Origin of the sequence: Paenarthrobacter sp. 4246, from assembly GCF_040546855.1 — a bacterium.
Taxonomy (GTDB): domain Bacteria; phylum Actinomycetota; class Actinomycetes; order Actinomycetales; family Micrococcaceae; genus Arthrobacter.
Map to the genome: position 1 here is coordinate 444,487 of NZ_JBEPOP010000002.1, position 16,378 is coordinate 460,864.

Consider the following 16,378-nt stretch of genomic DNA (forward strand, 5'->3'; position numbering starts at 1 on the left):
CTGTGACCACCTCGCAGCTGCTGGCGGTCGACCTGGTGTTGTCCGTCCTCTCGGCCGGCGCCTGGATCACCGCTGTTTGGTTGACTGTTTCCCCCTCCCGGTCCACCACCAACCGCAATGTGGCCGCGTCACGGGCAGCCGGCCTGGGCGTGCTGGTGGTGGGTGTCGCCGTCGCATTGACGGTGGCGCGTTATGCCTTACTTCCTGCTTTGGTGGCAGGCAGTTGGTGGTTCGCCAGCGAACGCACAACCATCAACCTGCCTCTGACCGCCATCCCCGCGGCTTGGGCCGCGCTGGCCGGTGTTCCGTACTTGCTGAGGAGGCGGAACACCGGCTCCACCCTTGATGGGACAATACCGGCACGCCCGCGCCGGGAACATTCGGTCCGGTCCCGGGAGTGGGCAGTCCTGGCCATGGTGGCCGCAGCGGCGTCGGCTGTGGCTTCGCTCGCCCTGACGTTCATCCTGGGACCGTTCCCGGCACCGTGGAGCCTCGCGGTGCTACTGGCGCTGACGGCGCTGACGGTGCTGCTGGCCAAGCTCGCGCTGTTCACGCCCCGCCGCCTCAACCGGACAGGAAACGGAGTTGAGGGCGACGTTGCGGCGAGACCTAAGGATCGCACCAGCGGCGCTCCCCGATGGGGCAGGCGTCCGACGGCGGCTGCCGCAGTAGCCGGACTCATGGCCTGTACCGCTTTGGGCTCCGGAGTCTTTGCTTGGCTGGGGAGCCGGTCAGCGGACGGTGCGGTGATCGCGGCCGCCGTCAGGCATCACGAGGACGGCAACGCCGCGTCCGTTGCGGATCCGACGCCCGTAACCAGCCTTCTGGGCGAGACCCCTGCCAATCCCGTGGTTCGGCGCTACGAACTCACGGCCCGGGTGGAGCAGATGACGCTGCCGTCCGGTCAGCGCACGGAAGCCTGGACGTTCGGCAGCCTTCCGGGCCCTGCGTTGGAAGCCACGTTGGGCGAGGTGATGGAGGTGGAGCTCAAGAATCGTGATGTGGCTGCCGGTGTCACCCTGCACTGGCACGGGTACGACGTTCCCAATGCCATGGACGGAGTAGCCGGAGCAACCCAGGATGCTGTGATGCCCGGGCAGTCCATGACCTATCGCTTTACTGCCGCCCAAGCCGGCACTTACTGGTATCACACCCACCAGGATTCAGCCGAGGGGGTCCGCAAGGGCCTCTACGGCGCCTTCGTCGTGCACGATCCCACAGTGTCCCGCTCAGAAACGGACATCGTGGTGGCCGGACACGACCTCAGCGGTCTGGGGTTGCTGGGCTCCTCAGACCGCAAGAGCATGTACTCGGCCACACTGGGATCGAGCGTCAGGATTCGGCTCATCAACACCGATTCCCTGCCGCAGCGCTACCTTGTGGAAGGCACGTCCTTCAAGGCTGCTGCCGTGGACGGAACCGACGTGAACCAGCCCGGGGACGTATCCGGCAAGCTGGTTCGCCTCGGGGCCGGTGGCAGGGTGGACATCGCCTTCACCATGCCGGACAGCCCCGTGACCCTGCGCTCCGACGCCGCGTCCAGCGCCGTGGTGGTGGTTGCTCCATCGGATGGCTCGGACCCGGGTACCGCTGAGATGGACGTCCCTGAGAAAGGGCCGCCGGGTGTCTTCAACACCACGCCTGTGCTCGACCTGCTGGACTATGGCAAACCATTGGTCGGGACAAAGGCTGATGCAGAGGTTGCCATCACCCGGGAAGAAGTGATTGTCCTGGACCGGCAGTTCCGTTTTGTCGATGGCATCCCGCGCTATGCGTTCACTGTGAATGGGGCCGCCTACCCGTTGGTGCCCTCCATTGACGTAGCCCTCGGGGACACCGTGAAAGTGACGGTCGTGAACCGTACCGCCGATCCCCACCCCATGCATCCCCACGGACACCACGTCCAGGTCCTCAGCAGGGACGGAGTTGCGCCCACCGGGTCTCCGCTCGTCCTGGACACCGTGGACGTTCTGCCGGGCGAAGTGTGGGAGCTGCTGCTCCACGCCGACAATCCCGGGATCTGGATGGATCACTGCCACAACCTGGATCATGCCGCCGAGGGAATGATGATGCTGCTGAAGTACCAGGGTGTGTCATCGCCGTTTATCCAGGGCGGCCATTCCCACAACCGGCCTGAATAATGCAGGCGGTGTAATGCCTAAGCAACCATCCGGGTGGTGTGCTTGATGGCGACGTGGTCCACCACCGCCCAGCAGTCCTCGTCGCGGAGCTGGGCACTGGCGAAGCGCTCGGCCGCCGCGAGTTCGTGGAAGTCCTCCCGCCGGACGCGACCCGTATCGCTGTCCATGTACGTCACGTGGAACTCTGTGTCCGCCGTGTCCTGCTGCTGGTGAATGCTGACTGGAGCTGCTGTGTTTGCCATGTTTTAAGTGTGGAACGGGGCACTGACATTTTTGGAAGCATCCTTGGGCGTGTTCGGATTTAGCAGTTCTCAGGATCTGGCCAGGTATTGACCGGACACCTCGCGGACCGTCTCGCTCAGAATGTCCAAAACCCTGGATGCGGTCTTCCATCGCTGCCAGTAGAGCGGCACGTCAAAAGGCCTCTCCGGGGCGAGTTCGATCAGGCGGCCGTCGGCAATGTCCGGTCCGCACTGGACTTCCGGGATCAGTCCCCAGCCCAGGCCAAGCCGGATCGCATCACCAAAATCGTGGGATGCCGGAACATAGTGGCGCGGCCCCCGTCGTTCTGCGCCCGGCTCAGCGGTTTCCCCGGGCCAGGACTGCACGAAGGCCCACTGGTAGGTGTCCTTGCGGTCGAAATCCACCGTGGGGGCTGCATTGAGGGCGGCCCTGTCCAGCCCTTCGGGAAAATCGGGGAACCACCTTCCCACAAAGTCCGGGGCAGCCACAGCGCGGTACCTCATGACTCCCAGGCTTTCCACACGGCACCCTTGCACGGGCTCCGGGGTTGCCGTCACAGCCGCCATCACCGTCCCGGAGCGAAGGAGCGAGGTGGAGTGCTGTTCATCGTCCCGGTGAAGATCGAAGGTGATGTTGAGTTCCCGGGGGATCCGGGCAAGCGCCGGCAGGAACCATACCGCCAGCGAGTCCGCGTTGACCACGATCGGCACGGCAAGTTGAGCACCGTCGGAGCCCAGGCCGAGTTCCCTGCCTGCGTCCGCCTCCAACTGGGCCACTTGGCGGGCCAATCGGAGAACCACCTCTCCCGCTTCAGTGGCTTGGGCAGGATTGCTCCGGTGCAGCAGCACCCGGCCCGCTGATTGTTCCAAGGCCTTCAACCGCTGGGACACCGCTGAGGGAGTGATGTGCAGGAGGCGGGCTGCGGCATCAAGCGTGCCTTCAGAGAGGACGGTGGCGAAGGTGAGCAGCTGCTCGGAAGGAAACTGGGGCATAAGAGAATCTTACGTGGCAACAGAATCATTAGCTGGTCTAAACATGGGCTGAACCGTAGTTTCGAAGAGTGACCTTTATCGACTTCTTCCATTCCGCAGGCCTCGGCCTGGCCACCGGCCTTGCCCTTATCGTCGCCATCGGCGCCCAGAACGCTTTCGTGCTGCGGCAAGGAATCCGCGGCGAGCACATCGTCCCCATAGTTGCTGTCTGCGCGTTGTCCGACGCCGTACTGATCGCTGCCGGTGTCCTTGGCACCGGCGCCCTCATTACGGCAGCTCCGGCCGCCGTCGTCGTTCTCCGCTATGTGGGGGCCGCATTCCTGGTGACGTACGGCCTGATGGCCGCCAAGCGGGCGTTGCGTCCGCAGTCGCTGACTGCCAGCGACGGACCAGCCCACGACGGCGGCGCGAAACGCGGCCTCGCGGCAGCCGTCACCACCGTCCTGGCGCTGACCTGGCTCAACCCGCACGTCTACCTGGACATTGCCCTTTTGGGTTCCATCGCAAGCGCGCAGGGCACGCCCCAGCAGTGGTGGTTCGGCGCCGGCGCCATGCTGGGCAGCATCCTCTGGTTCTGCTCGCTGGGCTTCGGTGCCCGCTTTCTCCGCGGCTTCTTTGCGCGCCCCCTGTCGTGGCGGTTCCTGGACGGCGGTATCGCCGTAACCATGGTGACGCTGGGCGCGGGCTTGGCGTTGGGTGCGTAACCAGCCACGCAGTCCGCTCACATGCAGCATCCAGAGAACTCCCAGTTTCTGGGAGCATCATGGATGTCATGAAAAAGAACGGCCCCGAAGCCAAGCTCCTTGTCGTCGATGACGAACCCAACATCCGCGAGCTGCTCTCCACGTCCCTGCGCTTTGCAGGTTTCGAGGTCGTTGCCGCGTCCAATGGCCGCGAAGCCCTCGCGGCAGCCGATCTCCATTCTCCGGACCTCGCTGTCCTGGACGTCATGCTCCCGGACATGGATGGGTTTACGGTGACGCGTCGCCTCCGCGCCGCCGGCAAGCACTTCCCCGTCCTGTTCCTGACCGCGAAGGATGACACCGAGGACAAGGTCACCGGCCTGACCGTGGGCGGGGACGACTACGTCACCAAGCCGTTCAGCCTCGACGAAGTGGTGGCACGCATCCGCGCCGTCCTCCGCCGCACGCAGCCGCTGGAAGACGACGACGCCGTGATCCGCGTCGACGATCTTGAACTCGACGACGACGCCCACGAGGTCCGCCGCGGCGGCACCGTCATCGAGCTGTCCCCCACCGAGTTCAAGCTCCTGCGCTACCTCATGCTGAACCCCAACCGGGTACTTTCCAAGGCCCAGATCCTGGACCACGTCTGGGAATACGACTTCAACGGTGACGCCTCGATCGTTGAGTCCTACATTTCCTACCTGCGCCGCAAAGTGGACATCGATCCCGATGCTGCCGCCCTCATCCAGACCAAGCGCGGCGTGGGCTACGTGCTGCGAACGGCAGAGAAGCGCTGACCTTGCTGCAACGCTGGAAGTCGGCGTCCCTGAGGTCGCAGCTCGTCGCCATCATCATGGGCCTGCTCCTGTTGGCCCTGGCGGCGACGGGCGCGGGCACGTTGACGCTCGTCAAGAGCTACCTCCAGGGTCAGGTGGACGACAAACTCAAGGCCGCCGTCGCGCTGGCGCAGGACCAACAGTCTTTTGACAAGTTGTCCCAGCCCAACCCCACCGCGCCCAACGACTCCGCCGTGCCCACGGACTACTCTCTGACGCTGTACGTACCCGGGCTTGATCCCTACCCGTTCGGCGGAAGCCAGACTGACCGTCCCGCAATCTCCAACATCACCTCGACCGAGGCCAAACAGCGTGGCAATACCCCCTTCCAGGTCAGAGGCACAGCAGGCACCAACTGGCGTGTAGTTGCCGTTGGCGTGGTGGCCAATGGGCAAAACGGCGTGGTCATCATCGGACTGCCACTCACCCCGGTAGACAAAGTGATGGAGCACGCCGTCCTGGTAGTGGTAGGCGTAGGTCTGCTGACGCTTGTACTGGCCTTCTTCATCGCCACCTGGACTGTGGCCCGGTCCTTCCGCCCCTTGGCCAAGGTGGAAAAGACGGCTGCTGCCATCGCTGCGGGAGATCTCTCCCGGCGTGTGGACATCGACAATCCCCACACCGAAGTCGGCAGGCTCGGCGGTTCCCTGAACGCCATGCTCGCGCACATTGAGGCCTCCTTCGCGGCCCGTGCGGCTTCCGAAGGGCGGATGCGCCGCTTCGCGGCGGATGCTTCCCATGAACTGCGCACGCCCTTGGTGACCATCCGTGGCTTCTCGGAGCTCTACCGCCACGGCGCCCTGACGTCGCAGGAAGACATCGCGATGGCCATGGGCAGAATCGAAAGCGAAGCCAAGCGCATGGGCTCCATGGTGGAAGACCTGTTGATGCTGGCCCGCTTGGACGAGCAGCGGCCGCTTCAACTCAAGCCCGTGGACCTGCAACTCCTCGCCCACGACGCCATGGTGGACACCAAGGCCTCCTTCGGGGACCGCAGCATCACTCTCACAGGACTCGACGGAGCCTCCCCCACTGCTGCTCCTGTCCAAGGCGACGAAGCCAAACTGCGCCAAGTCATTGGGAACCTGGTGGGCAACGCGTTGAGGTACACACCAGACGGAAGCCCCATCGAACTTGCCGTCGGCGTTCGGACTACACCTGAGGGATCGTTCTCGGTGATAGAGATCCGCGATCATGGTCCCGGTATTCCGGATGAGGAAACCAACAAGATCTTCGAACGGTTCTACCGCGCGGATACGTCGCGCACCCGGGAGACGGGCGGCAGTGGACTGGGTCTCGCGATTGTCGCCGCTATCGTGGGCTCCCATGGCGGTACCGTCCGGGTCACGGAGACCGACGGCGGCGGAGCCACTATGGTGGTCAGCCTTCCGTTCCGTGAGGAGCCGGCCGAGCTGGTATCCAGCTAGCGCTGCTGTTCTGCGTGGTCGGTCCTCTGTCGCGCAAGGTTGTCCACATAACTGTGTCGTCCGGCAGTTGTCCACATAACGGCGAAGCTGTGTTTCGGGGCTGCAGGCGGGTGCCTAGGGTCGATGGTGTGGCCCACGCATCCCACCGCAACCCGCGGAACATCTTCGTCGAAAGGCACCACCCATGAGCGTCATCTCCGTCGATACCGAGTTGCTTCAGCTCAAATCGGCCAATGTCAAAGGAACCGTGGATCGCATCAGTTCTGATGTGCTGACCATGAAACGGGGCCTGGACGAACTCGAGGCCACGTGGCGCGGATCTGCCGCCACCAACTTCCAGTCCTTGGTCCTTGAATGGTCCATTACCCAGGGCAAAGTGGAGGCCTCGCTCGCGTCCATCAACCTGGCGTTGTCCTCGGCCGCAGCGAGTTACTCCGAGGTGGAGCAGGGAAACACCCAGCGCTTCGCCTACTAACCTTCCCACCCATGAGCTCCTGCGGGGCCGGCTGTCTTCCCCCTGTGCATGCCGGCCCTGCAGGTCATGAGTCTGAGGATGAGAATCCCCGGCCCTCCGGAGTCCCCTGCCTCAAGCTTCCACGGCTCTCCAGCGTCCCTAGCTTTCCAGAGTCCCTGGCTCTCCAGCGTCCTTAGCTTTCCAGAGTCCCTGGCTCTCCAGCGTCCTTAGCTTTCCAGGGTCCCTTGGTGGAACCGGAGCCGCCATTGGCCACGGTCCAACACCCAAACGGAGCTGCGCAGCGCTGAACCCGTGTGGGCGAGGCTGCGATAGTTCAGCAGGATGGTGTTCTCGCTGAGACGGTCGGCGCTGAGCAGCTCCAGGTCAGTGGGTTCGCCGGGATCCTCTTCCAAGGCCATCATCATGGCGTCCCGGGTCCAGAACCGTCCCGAGCTGCCGATCTCGGCGAAGTCGGGGTGGAGCAGCACTCCGATCCTGCCAATGTCAGCACGAACATCCGGCCGAAGCAGTTCCCGTTCCAAGGCCAGCACCGTCTCCTCGGCGGAGAGCTCCTGGGCGGAAGGATCCTCGAGTTCGCTGAAGAGATCAGGCTGGCCAAAGATCCCGGACTCTCCAAAGAGCGTCGGCTCAAAATGGGGTCGGGAGGCGCGCTCGGCCTTCGCGGGGACGGAACCAACTGATGTTCTGGAAACGTTCGCCGACCCCATGGAGGCAGCAGCTGCGCCTGCGGCCGGTGCCCCTGCACCAACGGGCTCTGCAGCCCGGCGATGCGTTTGTTCCAGCGGCTCTGTCTGCAGCTGCGCCTGAGCGGATCCTTGCTCGCTTGCCCTGGCATCCGGCTGTGCCTGGTCCCGCGCGCCAGGAAACCCTGGGCCGCTGCGGTGGGCGACACCCTGCTGGTAGGCCGTCGCTGCGGCGCGTGCACGCTCATCGGCAGCCTCGTTGAGGTCGTGTCCGGCGTGCCCTTTGACCCATTCGAACTTGTACTTTCGGCCAACAATCGCTTGGTCAATGTCCTTGAGAAGGTCCACGTTCAGCACAGGCTTGCCGTCGGCTTTGCGCCAGCCTTTGCGCTTCCATCCCGGCATCCACTTGCTGATGCAGTTGATGACGTACTGGCTGTCGCAAAGGATCAGCAGTTCTTCCTCCGGCACATGTGCCGTGGAGCGGAACAGGTCCAGGACGGCCATGAGTTCACCTTGGTTGTTGGTGCCGTGCGGCCAACCTCCTGCGCGCCAACAGGAGTCATCAACGTACCAGGCCCAACCGGCCGGCCCAGGATTGCCGAGGGCGGACCCATCGGCGGCAGCAATAATCGTCATGACCTTAATCCTGCCAGACCCCACCGACACTGAATCCGTGATAGGCCCCGACCAAAAAGCAAAACGGCGGTCCCCACCAGGTGGGGACCGCCGTCGTTTGCTCTAAAGCGTGACGCTTGGGCGCTGTATTGCTACAGCGTGGGGGCTTAGAAGCCGCCCATGCCGCCCATGTCGTCGCCGCCGGCAGCCGGAGCGTTCTTCTCAGGCTTGTCGGCAACTACAGCCTCGGTGGTCAGGAACAGACCAGCGATGGAAGCAGCGTTCTGGAGAGCCGAGCGGGTGACCTTTACGGGGTCGTTCACACCGGCAGCCAGAAGGTCTTCGTAGACGCCCGTGGCAGCGTTCAGGCCGTGGCCGGAAGGCAGGCCACGAACCTTGTCCACTACAACGCCGGGCTCGAGGCCGGCGTTGAAGGCGATCTGCTTGAGCGGAGCGTCGATGGCAACCTTGACGATGTTGGCACCCGTTGCCTCGTCACCCTGGAGGGTGAGGTTGGCGAATGCCTTGGCGCCGGCCTGGATGAGGGCTACGCCACCACCGGCAACGATGCCTTCTTCAACAGCAGCCTTGGCGTTGCGGACTGCGTCCTCAATGCGGTGCTTGCGTTCCTTGAGCTCAACTTCGGTTGCGGCACCGGCCTTGATAACTGCAACGCCGCCGGCCAGCTTGGCCAGGCGTTCCTGCAGCTTCTCGCGGTCGTAGTCGGAGTCGGAGTTCTCGATCTCGGCGCGGATCTGGGCCACACGGCCTGCGATCTGCTCGGCGTCGCCGGCACCTTCAACGATGGTGGTCTCGTCCTTGGTGACAACGACCTTGCGGGCGGTGCCGAGGAGTTCCAGACCAGCGTTTTCGAGCTTGAGGCCAACTTCTTCGGAGATGACCTGGCCACCGGTGAGGATGGCAATGTCGGCCAGCTGCGCCTTGCGGCGGTCACCGAAGCCCGGAGCCTTGACGGCGACGGACTTGAAGGTGCCACGGATCTTGTTGACGATCAGGGTGGCCAGGGCCTCGCCCTCGATGTCTTCGGCGATGATCAGCAGCGGCTTGTTGGACTGCATGACCTTCTCCAGAACCGTGACAAGTTCCTTCACGTTGGAGATCTTGGAGTTGACGATCAGGATGTACGGGTCTTCGAGGACCGTTTCCTGGCGCTCTGCGTCGGTGACGAAGTAAGCGGAGATGTAGCCCTTGTCGAAGCGCATGCCCTCGGTGAGCTCGAGCTCCAGGCCGAAGGTGTTGGATTCCTCGACCGTGATGACGCCTTCCTTGCCCACCTTGTCCAGGGCTTCGGCGATGAGGCTGCCGATTTCCGGGTCACCGGCGGAGATGGAAGCCGTGGCTGCGATCTCTTCCTTGGTTTCGATCTCCTTGGCGGAGGCCAGCAGTTCGCTGATGACTGCCTCAACAGCCTTCTCGATGCCGCGCTTGAGGGACAGCGGGTCGGCGCCGGCGGCAACGTTGCGCAGGCCTTCCTTCACCAGTGCCTGGGCGAGGACGGTTGCAGTGGTAGTACCGTCGCCAGCGACGTCATCCGTCTTCTTGGCAACTTCCTTGACCAGTTCTGCACCGATCTTCTCGTAGGGGTCGTCCAGTTCGATCTCCTTGGCGATGGAAACGCCATCGTTGGTGATCGTGGGGGCGCCCCACTTCTTTTCGAGGACGACGTTGCGTCCACGCGGGCCGAGGGTGACCTTGACGGCGTCTGCGAGGATGTTCAGGCCCCGCTCGAGGCCGCGGCGTGCCTCTTCATCAAATGCAATGATCTTGGCCATAACGGCGGTAGTCCTTTCGGGACAGTCGTTAAGAAGGTACCTGTCAGATGGGGTGCCCGCGACGGACGGTCCTTCGCTCGCGGCCTCTGTATGCCCCGCGCTCCGGACCTCACCCCACCAAGGTGTTTCTTGATCCTCCGCTGGAACGAACACCGCACAGCGCCGGGGTAACCCGGCCTGAACTTAGCAGTCGAACCATAGGAGTGCTAAATCAATAATTAGCACTCGACCGGGGAGAGTGCAAGCAGAGATGCCACTTTGCTCTATAAACAAAGGGCTTTCAGCCGAGGGCTGACGGAGATGAAGCGAAACCCCACAAGGAGCTATGCGACGCGCACACCTTCGGCTTGCGGACCCTTTTGCCCCTCACCCAGTTCGAACTCAACCCGCTGGCCCTCTTCAAGGGCGCGGAAGCCGTCCATTTGGATGGCGGACCAGTGTACGAAGACGTCGTCACCCGACTCATCCACAGTGATGAATCCGTAGCCTTTTTCGGCGTTGAACCATTTCACGGTTCCCAATGCCATGATGCCCACACTTTCGCAGTAGCCAAGACCGGTTGCCGGGATCTCCGTACCGGAATCAATCCACTGTAACCACAGTCACTATGCCGGCGCTCCCATGGAGGCCCGGGGCATCACTTTTGTTATTGAGGCTTAACCGAGTTGGGGCTTCAAGGCCACCGGGAAGGCCGGAGCTTTACTGGTAGCCCGGTCCTGCCACAACCACCAACTGCTGCTGCACCTCGGGCGATTCAAGGATGGTCTGGATGCCCAACAAGGTGCCCAATGCCTCGGCGTTGACCTTCTGCTCAGGCGCGTTGTAGAAGATCACGGATGTCTGCTGCGGCAGGCCGCCCCAGTTGCCCACGGTGCTCAGTGTCCAGCCGTCGGCTTCCACCAGGCCGGCGACGCGGCCAGCCAGCCCAGCGGTGCCGGCACCGTTGTACACGGCAACCGGGATGGACTTGTCCACTGGCGCGGAGGACGGAGTTGCAGACGGGCTCTCTGACGGTGTCGGCTCGCTGGATGCGGACGGTGCACTGCTGGATTCGCTCGGTGCCGCCGATGGCGACGAACCAGTCTGCTGCGGCGCCGGCGTCGAGACGCTGGGCGCTGCATTGGGAGCCACCACGCCGAGGTTCGGAAGGACCAGGAAGGCCACCAACCCCAGAACCAGGGCCACAGCCCCAACTGTCAGGACCGGCCACAACGTGGGGCGCGTGGTTTCCTGGGCATCCCGGTGAACTCCCTGCCGGGAGGTGTTCTGCGGGACCTGGTCGAATTCGTCCTTGGCATATTTGGTCATGGTGAAGCGTTGTCCTTGCTGGTTGCTGCTGACAGATCAGCCTGGCGATTTACGCGTCGGACCCCAAGCGACGTGCCGTCCGCGCACGCTGGCGGGACGTACGTAGTCTACGCAATCTCTTGACGAGCATGGGATCGTGGGCCAACGCGTCTTCGGTATCTATCAGCGCGTTGAGGATCTGGTAGTAATGTGTTGCCGAGAGATCGAACAGCTCACGGATGGCTTGTTCCTTGGCCCCTGAGTACTTCCACCACTGCCGTTCCAGTGCCAACATCTGCTGGTCCCGTTCGCTGAGCGGAGAGTCACTGCGGATCCCTGCCGCAAGGTCTGCAAGGGCAAACCCTGTTGACTGCGGCGCCATCGGTTCTGGTGCTGGTTCTGCCACGGCACACTCCTTCGACGCGTGTTGGGGGAAAATGTCCTACCCCTATGTTACGGGCGAATAACAACGCTGTCATTCGCCGGTCCGGGATTGCGCGGGAGACAATGGCGTGGTGAATGGCGAGGATGCACTCTTTGACCTTGAGCCGGCCGACCTGGACCAGACCGGTTTTGCCGAGCTCCCTGACCGCCCACTGGAAGAACTGATGGCCCCCGACTGGGCCGATGCCCTGCGGCCCGTGGAAGGGGAACTGCGAAGCGCCCTGGGCTTCGTCGCGACCCAAGCCAAGAACGGGAGCCACGTCCTTCCGTCGGCCGGCCACCTTCTGCGCGCCTTCCAGCAGCCGCTGGCAGACGTCAAAGTACTGATCCTGGGCCAAGACCCTTACCCCACTCCGGGACATGCCGTCGGGCTTTCCTTTGCGGTCTCGCCACAGACGCGACCCATCCCGCGCAGCCTCACCAATATCTACCGGGAACTGCACGACGACCTCGGACTACCTCCCCGGGTCCATGGCGACCTCAGCGCCTGGACGGGCCAAGGCGTCCTCCTGCTGAACCGTGTCCTCAGCGTCACTGCCGGAGAAGCCGGCTCGCACCGCGGCAAAGGTTGGGAGGCCATCACGACGGCGGCAGTCACCGCCGTCGCACGCCGTACGGACGGTGCGGGCCGGCGCAGCCCGTTGGTTGCCATCCTCTGGGGCAAGGACGCCGAGGGCGTTCTGCCGCTGCTGGAAGGAGCACCGTCAATTGTGTCGGTCCATCCCAGTCCCCTCTCGGCTTCCCGGGGATTCTTCGGCTCCAAGCCCTTCAGCCGCAGTAACGAGCTGCTTGCGGAACAGGGCGCCGAACCCATCAACTGGGAACTGCCTGTCTTGTAACCTTTGACTCATCCCCAGCGGACGTGCAGGAAATTAGCTTAGGCTTACCTACATGTCTGCTCTCCCTGTGACTTCGTCCGCCACCCGCACAACCCGCCCGCAGGTCAACCTGACGGTCCTGCGGAATGAACGCCTTTCGCCGCACATGGTGCGGATCGTGGCTGGCGGACCGGGGTTCAGCGACTACGCGAACAACCAGTACGTGGACCGCTACGTCAAGATCGTCTTCCCCCAGCCCGGGGTCGAGTACGAGCTTCCACTGGACCTGTGGGCCATCCGCGAGACCATGCCGCGGGAGCTGTGGCCGCACACCCGGACCTACACCATCCGCTGGGTGGACCTTGAAGCCCAGGAGCTGGCCATCGACTTTGTGGTGCACGGCGACGAAGGGCTGGCAGGCCCATGGGCGGCCGCAGCCGAACCCGGCGACTCGTTGGTCTTCACAGGACCCGGCGGTGCCTACAACCCGGCCCCCGATGCCGACTGGTACTTGTTCGCCGGGGACGACGCCGCGATCCCGGCGATCGCAGCATGCGTGGAGGCTCTTGCCCCCGATGCCCGCGGAACGGTCTTCCTGGAAGTAGACAATGAGGCCGACATCCTGCCGATTTCCGCCCCCGCTGGCGTGAGGCTGCACTGGTTGCAGCGCAACGGAGTACCCGCGGGCTCCAGCGACTTGCTGCTCGAAGCCCTGCGCACCACTGAATGGCTGCCCGGTCGGGTGGACGTTTTTGCCCACGGCGAGCGGGGTTACATGAAGGGCCTCCGTGAGATCTTCTTCGTCCAGCGTGGATTGGAACGTTCCCAGGTGTCATTGTCCGGCTACTGGGCACAGGGCCGTGTGGAAGAAGTGTTCCAAGCCGAGAAGAAGCTTCCGGTCGGACAGATCTAGATTCGGCACGGATACATCTTCAGCTCTTAAAATACGAACGGCGCCGCCTCATGGCAGCGCCGTTCGTGGTCTCTTACTTATCGCCTGCGGACCCTGCGCCGCTCGTTGCTGGACAGGCCCTTGGTCAATGGCCGGGCGAGGTTGTCGCCCAGAACGATGCCCGCAGCCACGCCGAGGACAATCGCGCCTGCGTTCAGCATGCCGCCCGCACCCAGCAGAATGTCCCCCTCTTCAACGGTCAATACATACATTGACCGGAATATAGTGAGGCCGGGAAGCAGGATCAACGCCGCCGGAACTGCAACCACCAGCTGCGGTGCTCCGAGTTTGAGCGCCACCACACGTCCCAGCAGGCCAATGACCACCGCCGCGACGGCGGGTGACAGGCGATCGCCGAGCCCGGCTGCCCCGGCTCCCCACAGAACGAAGAAGCCCACTATGCCAACTGCCGCCGTCGGGAACAACAGACGCATTTGCGTTTGTTCGGTGACACCGATGGCCACCACCGCGATTGCGATCAGGATCGCCTGACCCCACAAGGGATACGCATCGGGGAATGTATCCGTGACGTCCAGGACCTCGCTGCCAAGCAGTGTTCCGACCACCACGGCGACGCCGATACCTGCCACGATGGCACCGAACGTCAGCGCCGTGGATAGGAACCGGCCGGCTGCAGTCACCGGGAAGCCGTTGATCGCATCTTGGACAGACGAGACAAGTCGACCCGTTGGCAGCAACAGCAGGATTCCGCCGGCAACCACAATGGACGGAGCAATGTCCACACCCGCCCACCGCAGCATCAGCGCGATAAAGGTGACCAGGAACGCGCACGCCATGGTGTTAAAGAAGTCCGCTGTCCGCCACCGTGCAAGCTGGCGTGAGAGCAGGCTGATTAGGATATTGGAGCAGAAGGCCACCGCGGATGCGCCCAGGCCACCTCCCAGGACGCCTACGAAGACCGCCGAGAAAATACCGAAGGCAATGGTGACCATCCAGCGCGGGAAAGGCTTGGCACTGCGGATGATTTCGTTCAAGCGGCGCACGGCTTCATCGCGGCCCACTCCCCCGGCAACTATGTCAGTCACCAGCTGGTGCACCTGCGCCAAGCCGGCGTAGTTGTTGGTCCAGGATCGAACAACGCGCAGCAGCGTGATGGGCGTCTGGTCCTTGGGAGCGTAGTTGATGGCCACCGACTGGTTGGTGATGTCCACTTCAACGTTCTTCAGGCCCAGGGCGGCCGTCACAGCGATCATGCTCGTCTCAACTTCAAGGGCGCCCGCTCCATAGCGGAACATGACCTCCGCCAGATGCAGGGCGAAGTCGATGGTCTTGCGGGCCGAAGCATCCACTCCCACTACTTGGATGGTGGGGTTGGCATAGGGGCTTCCCGCCAAACGGTCCACGATGTTCATGGGCGCCGTGGGCGGGCTGTCACCTTGGACAAGACGCATAAGCATACGCTTGGCGTTGACGTTTTGCCGGACCTGGGATGGCCTGAGCGGCTGGGTTTTGGGCAACCCGTCAGTATGGGGCCTGCTGGCGGACCCGTCGGGGCGTTCAGTCACGCGGTGATCCTCCCTTGGCTTGTGTGATTAGAGGTTCCTCCGAAATTTTCCTACTACCGGCAATTTCTCCAGTGGCAATCGTCCCAGTACTGTCTGGGCGGCCCCTGCAAGCTTCCTTACCGCGTGGTAGCCGTGGAAGATCAGCGGGTTCACTGGTGCAACGAAGTCCCCTACCAACTGGACCACCTCGCCCCCGAATCCCTTCTTGAATTCGTAGCCGCCATGGCCGGTCTCATCCTGGCCTTGAATGCCGAAGGTGCCGTAGAAGTTGTAGCGCGAGTATCCGTTGTTGAGCGCGTGCAGCATCATGCCCCAGTACAGGGACGTAGCGCCGTTGAAGTAGATATAGTCCTGCACGGTGCCGCCAATGACGCACACCAGTTCGTCGCCCGAGCATGCGAAGTGGATGGCGGCCACAGTGGCCACGCCTACGGAGTCCGGGAAACGTTCAATGTCCTTGAGGCTGCGCTCATAGCTTTCCACGAGGTCCTGGACTACCTTGACGCGGTTGGCCTTCTTCTTGCTGCCAGTCTCTTCGACTTCACGTTTGAGGTCTGCGAGGGTCTTTGATTCAGCCTCCAGCCGTTCCGTGATGTTCGCCCGGTACTCAGGAATGTTGATCTTGGCCATCATGAGCTTGGTGAACTCGTCCGAGGTGTTGCGGAGCAATTGCTCGTAGTACTCGCGTTCGCGGTACGTGAAGCCCTTCTCATCTCCGGCGGTACTCAGCGCGTTGTAGAACTCATCCAACGTTTCCAGCGTGGCCTGTTCCAGGTACACGCCGTTCTTCTCGGCTTTACGGATGGCCTTGCGGGTGCGGTAGTTCATGCCCATGATGAGCTCTTCGGAATCAGCAATGCCGTCGAGCTGTTTGATGAACATCCAGTTGATGTTGGCGAAGTTCATGTCGAAGCCTTGGTGCTTGAAGCCCAGCCCCTCGAATTCCTTCAACAGGGGACGGTTGTCCTCCACCTCGGGGTGCTCTGCGCCCTCTTCATCGCGTGCTATGTACCGGATGTTGGGTGAGATCCGCAGTTCAGCGGCCTTCTTCGAGGCTGCGTGCTTTTTCAACTGTTCGACGACGAAGCGCACCACGGCGGGGTCGCTGTAGTCCATCAGGGGTCCCTTGGCGCAGTCTGCGATCTTGTAGCCCAGGCGGTTGGACGAGTAGACGAGTTTTCCCGCAGCGATCAGGCTGCCGCCCTGCATGACCCCGAAGAGTTCCACTTCCTGGCCACGGGCACGCTGGAATCGCGTGAGGTCCATGGACTGGATGAAGCTTCCCTGTGGGTGTCCCTTGGCAAAGGTCTCGAAATCAGCGTCACTGAGATTCACGAATTCCATGGCGGTTCCAGCCTCAATCGGAGTCAAAGAAATTTCCTCACCTAGATGTAGATTTGCACCCGTTGGCGGCCGGGGCGGGCCTGAAGTTGCTTGGCTTGGTGGCTGCGGTGACC

At 63.0% G+C, this 16,378-nt stretch carries 16 protein-coding genes; 7 read left to right on the top strand and 9 right to left on the bottom strand.

Annotated elements, in window-relative coordinates:
• Positions 1 to 2 precede the first annotated feature (2 nt).
• Entirely contained in the window at positions 3 to 2,141 is a 2,139-nt protein-coding gene (locus tag ABIE35_RS04770) for a multicopper oxidase family protein (RefSeq protein ID WP_354512829.1), read from the top strand.
• 17 nt (positions 2,142 to 2,158) lie between these two features.
• Here ABIE35_RS04770 and ABIE35_RS04775 read toward each other — a convergent pair whose 3' ends face one another.
• Both ABIE35_RS04775 and ABIE35_RS04780 read right to left on the bottom strand, forming a co-directional pair.
• On the bottom strand, positions 2,159 to 2,383 hold the full coding sequence (locus ABIE35_RS04775; RefSeq protein WP_354512832.1) for a hypothetical protein: 225 nt from the start codon (positions 2,381 to 2,383) through the stop codon (positions 2,159 to 2,161).
• Between the two features lie 69 nt (positions 2,384 to 2,452).
• Positions 2,453 to 3,376 carry a LysR family transcriptional regulator ArgP gene (locus ABIE35_RS04780; protein WP_354512833.1) on the bottom strand — a complete coding sequence of 308 codons (924 nt, stop codon included), beginning with the start codon at positions 3,374 to 3,376 and terminating at the stop codon, positions 2,453 to 2,455.
• Between the two features lie 68 nt (positions 3,377 to 3,444).
• On the opposite strand from ABIE35_RS04780, the gene ABIE35_RS04785 reads away from it, so the two are divergent.
• The 4 genes from ABIE35_RS04785 to ABIE35_RS04800 all read left to right on the top strand — a co-directional run bounded on the left by ABIE35_RS04785 (position 3,445) and on the right by ABIE35_RS04800 (position 6,800).
• Positions 3,445 to 4,080, top strand: coding sequence for a LysE/ArgO family amino acid transporter (locus ABIE35_RS04785; protein WP_354512835.1), 636 nt, complete (start codon positions 3,445 to 3,447; stop codon positions 4,078 to 4,080).
• A 68-nt stretch (positions 4,081 to 4,148) separates the two neighbouring features.
• A complete protein-coding gene (locus ABIE35_RS04790) occupies positions 4,149 to 4,859 on the top strand; it encodes a response regulator transcription factor (protein WP_089597209.1) in 711 nt (236 codons plus the stop codon).
• A 2-nt stretch (positions 4,860 to 4,861) separates the two neighbouring features.
• Positions 4,862 to 6,325, top strand: coding sequence for a sensor histidine kinase (locus ABIE35_RS04795; RefSeq protein WP_354512837.1), 1,464 nt, complete (start codon positions 4,862 to 4,864; stop codon positions 6,323 to 6,325).
• A 184-nt stretch (positions 6,326 to 6,509) separates the two neighbouring features.
• Positions 6,510 to 6,800 carry a WXG100 family type VII secretion target gene (locus ABIE35_RS04800; protein ID WP_089593897.1) on the top strand — a complete coding sequence of 97 codons (291 nt, stop codon included), beginning with the start codon at positions 6,510 to 6,512 and terminating at the stop codon, positions 6,798 to 6,800.
• 206 nt (positions 6,801 to 7,006) lie between these two features.
• On the opposite strand, the gene ABIE35_RS04805 is transcribed toward ABIE35_RS04800, so the two are convergent.
• The 5 genes from ABIE35_RS04805 to ABIE35_RS04825 form a co-directional block, all read right to left on the bottom strand.
• Positions 7,007 to 8,122 carry an RNase H family protein gene (locus ABIE35_RS04805; protein ID WP_354512840.1) on the bottom strand — a complete coding sequence of 372 codons (1,116 nt, stop codon included), beginning with the start codon at positions 8,120 to 8,122 and terminating at the stop codon, positions 7,007 to 7,009.
• A 146-nt stretch (positions 8,123 to 8,268) separates the two neighbouring features.
• Complete coding sequence (groL, locus tag ABIE35_RS04810) at positions 8,269 to 9,894, bottom strand: chaperonin GroEL (protein WP_089593895.1); 1,626 nt, start codon at positions 9,892 to 9,894, stop codon at positions 8,269 to 8,271.
• Between the two features lie 323 nt (positions 9,895 to 10,217).
• Positions 10,218 to 10,421 carry a cold-shock protein gene (locus tag ABIE35_RS04815; RefSeq protein WP_011773737.1) on the bottom strand — a complete coding sequence of 68 codons (204 nt, stop codon included), beginning with the start codon at positions 10,419 to 10,421 and terminating at the stop codon, positions 10,218 to 10,220.
• Between the two features lie 172 nt (positions 10,422 to 10,593).
• Complete coding sequence (locus ABIE35_RS04820) at positions 10,594 to 11,202, bottom strand: LytR C-terminal domain-containing protein (protein ID WP_354512843.1); 609 nt, start codon at positions 11,200 to 11,202, stop codon at positions 10,594 to 10,596.
• A gap of 49 nt (positions 11,203 to 11,251) precedes the next feature.
• Positions 11,252 to 11,587 carry a DUF3263 domain-containing protein gene (locus ABIE35_RS04825; protein WP_089593893.1) on the bottom strand — a complete coding sequence of 112 codons (336 nt, stop codon included), beginning with the start codon at positions 11,585 to 11,587 and terminating at the stop codon, positions 11,252 to 11,254.
• A gap of 106 nt (positions 11,588 to 11,693) precedes the next feature.
• Here ABIE35_RS04825 and ABIE35_RS04830 point away from each other — a divergent pair, with 106 nt between their 5' ends.
• Together ABIE35_RS04830 and ABIE35_RS04835 are read left to right on the top strand one after the other, a co-directional pair.
• Complete coding sequence (locus ABIE35_RS04830; protein WP_354512844.1) at positions 11,694 to 12,464, top strand: uracil-DNA glycosylase; 771 nt, start codon at positions 11,694 to 11,696, stop codon at positions 12,462 to 12,464.
• 52 nt (positions 12,465 to 12,516) lie between these two features.
• The gene (locus ABIE35_RS04835) at positions 12,517 to 13,356 is read left to right on the top strand and encodes a siderophore-interacting protein (protein WP_354512847.1); all 840 of its coding nucleotides are present in this window, start codon (positions 12,517 to 12,519) and stop codon (positions 13,354 to 13,356) included.
• A 77-nt stretch (positions 13,357 to 13,433) separates the two neighbouring features.
• Here ABIE35_RS04835 and ABIE35_RS04840 read toward each other — a convergent pair whose 3' ends face one another.
• Positions 13,434 to 14,921, bottom strand: a complete 1,488-nt coding sequence (locus tag ABIE35_RS04840; protein WP_354512849.1) for a threonine/serine exporter family protein — start codon at positions 14,919 to 14,921, stop codon at positions 13,434 to 13,436.
• A gap of 27 nt (positions 14,922 to 14,948) precedes the next feature.
• Positions 14,949 to 16,265, bottom strand: a complete 1,317-nt coding sequence (locus ABIE35_RS04845; RefSeq protein ID WP_354513033.1) for a peptidoglycan bridge formation glycyltransferase FemA/FemB family protein — start codon at positions 16,263 to 16,265, stop codon at positions 14,949 to 14,951.
• Between the last annotated feature and the right edge of the window lie 113 nt (positions 16,266 to 16,378).

Bases quoted from the DNA above. Each gene is read 5' to 3' on its own strand.
- ABIE35_RS04775 (WP_354512832.1), bottom strand. From the start codon at position 2,383: ATGGCAAACACAGCAGCTCCAGTCAGCATTCACCAGCAGCAGGACACG.
- ABIE35_RS04780 (WP_354512833.1), bottom strand. From the start codon at position 3,376: ATGCCCCAGTTTCCTTCCGAGCAGCTGCTCACCTTCGCCACCGTCCTC.
- ABIE35_RS04790 (WP_089597209.1), top strand. From the start codon at position 4,149: ATGAAAAAGAACGGCCCCGAAGCCAAGCTCCTTGTCGTCGATGACGAA.
- ABIE35_RS04800 (WP_089593897.1), top strand. From the start codon at position 6,510: ATGAGCGTCATCTCCGTCGATACCGAGTTGCTTCAGCTCAAATCGGCC.
- ABIE35_RS04805 (WP_354512840.1), bottom strand. From the start codon at position 8,122: ATGACGATTATTGCTGCCGCCGATGGGTCCGCCCTCGGCAATCCTGGG.
- groL (WP_089593895.1), bottom strand. From the start codon at position 9,894: ATGGCCAAGATCATTGCATTTGATGAAGAGGCACGCCGCGGCCTCGAG.
- ABIE35_RS04815 (WP_011773737.1), bottom strand. From the start codon at position 10,421: ATGGCATTGGGAACCGTGAAATGGTTCAACGCCGAAAAAGGCTACGGA.
- ABIE35_RS04820 (WP_354512843.1), bottom strand. From the start codon at position 11,202: ATGACCAAATATGCCAAGGACGAATTCGACCAGGTCCCGCAGAACACC.
- ABIE35_RS04835 (WP_354512847.1), top strand. From the start codon at position 12,517: ATGTCTGCTCTCCCTGTGACTTCGTCCGCCACCCGCACAACCCGCCCG.
- ABIE35_RS04845 (WP_354513033.1), bottom strand. From the start codon at position 16,265: ATGGAATTCGTGAATCTCAGTGACGCTGATTTCGAGACCTTTGCCAAG.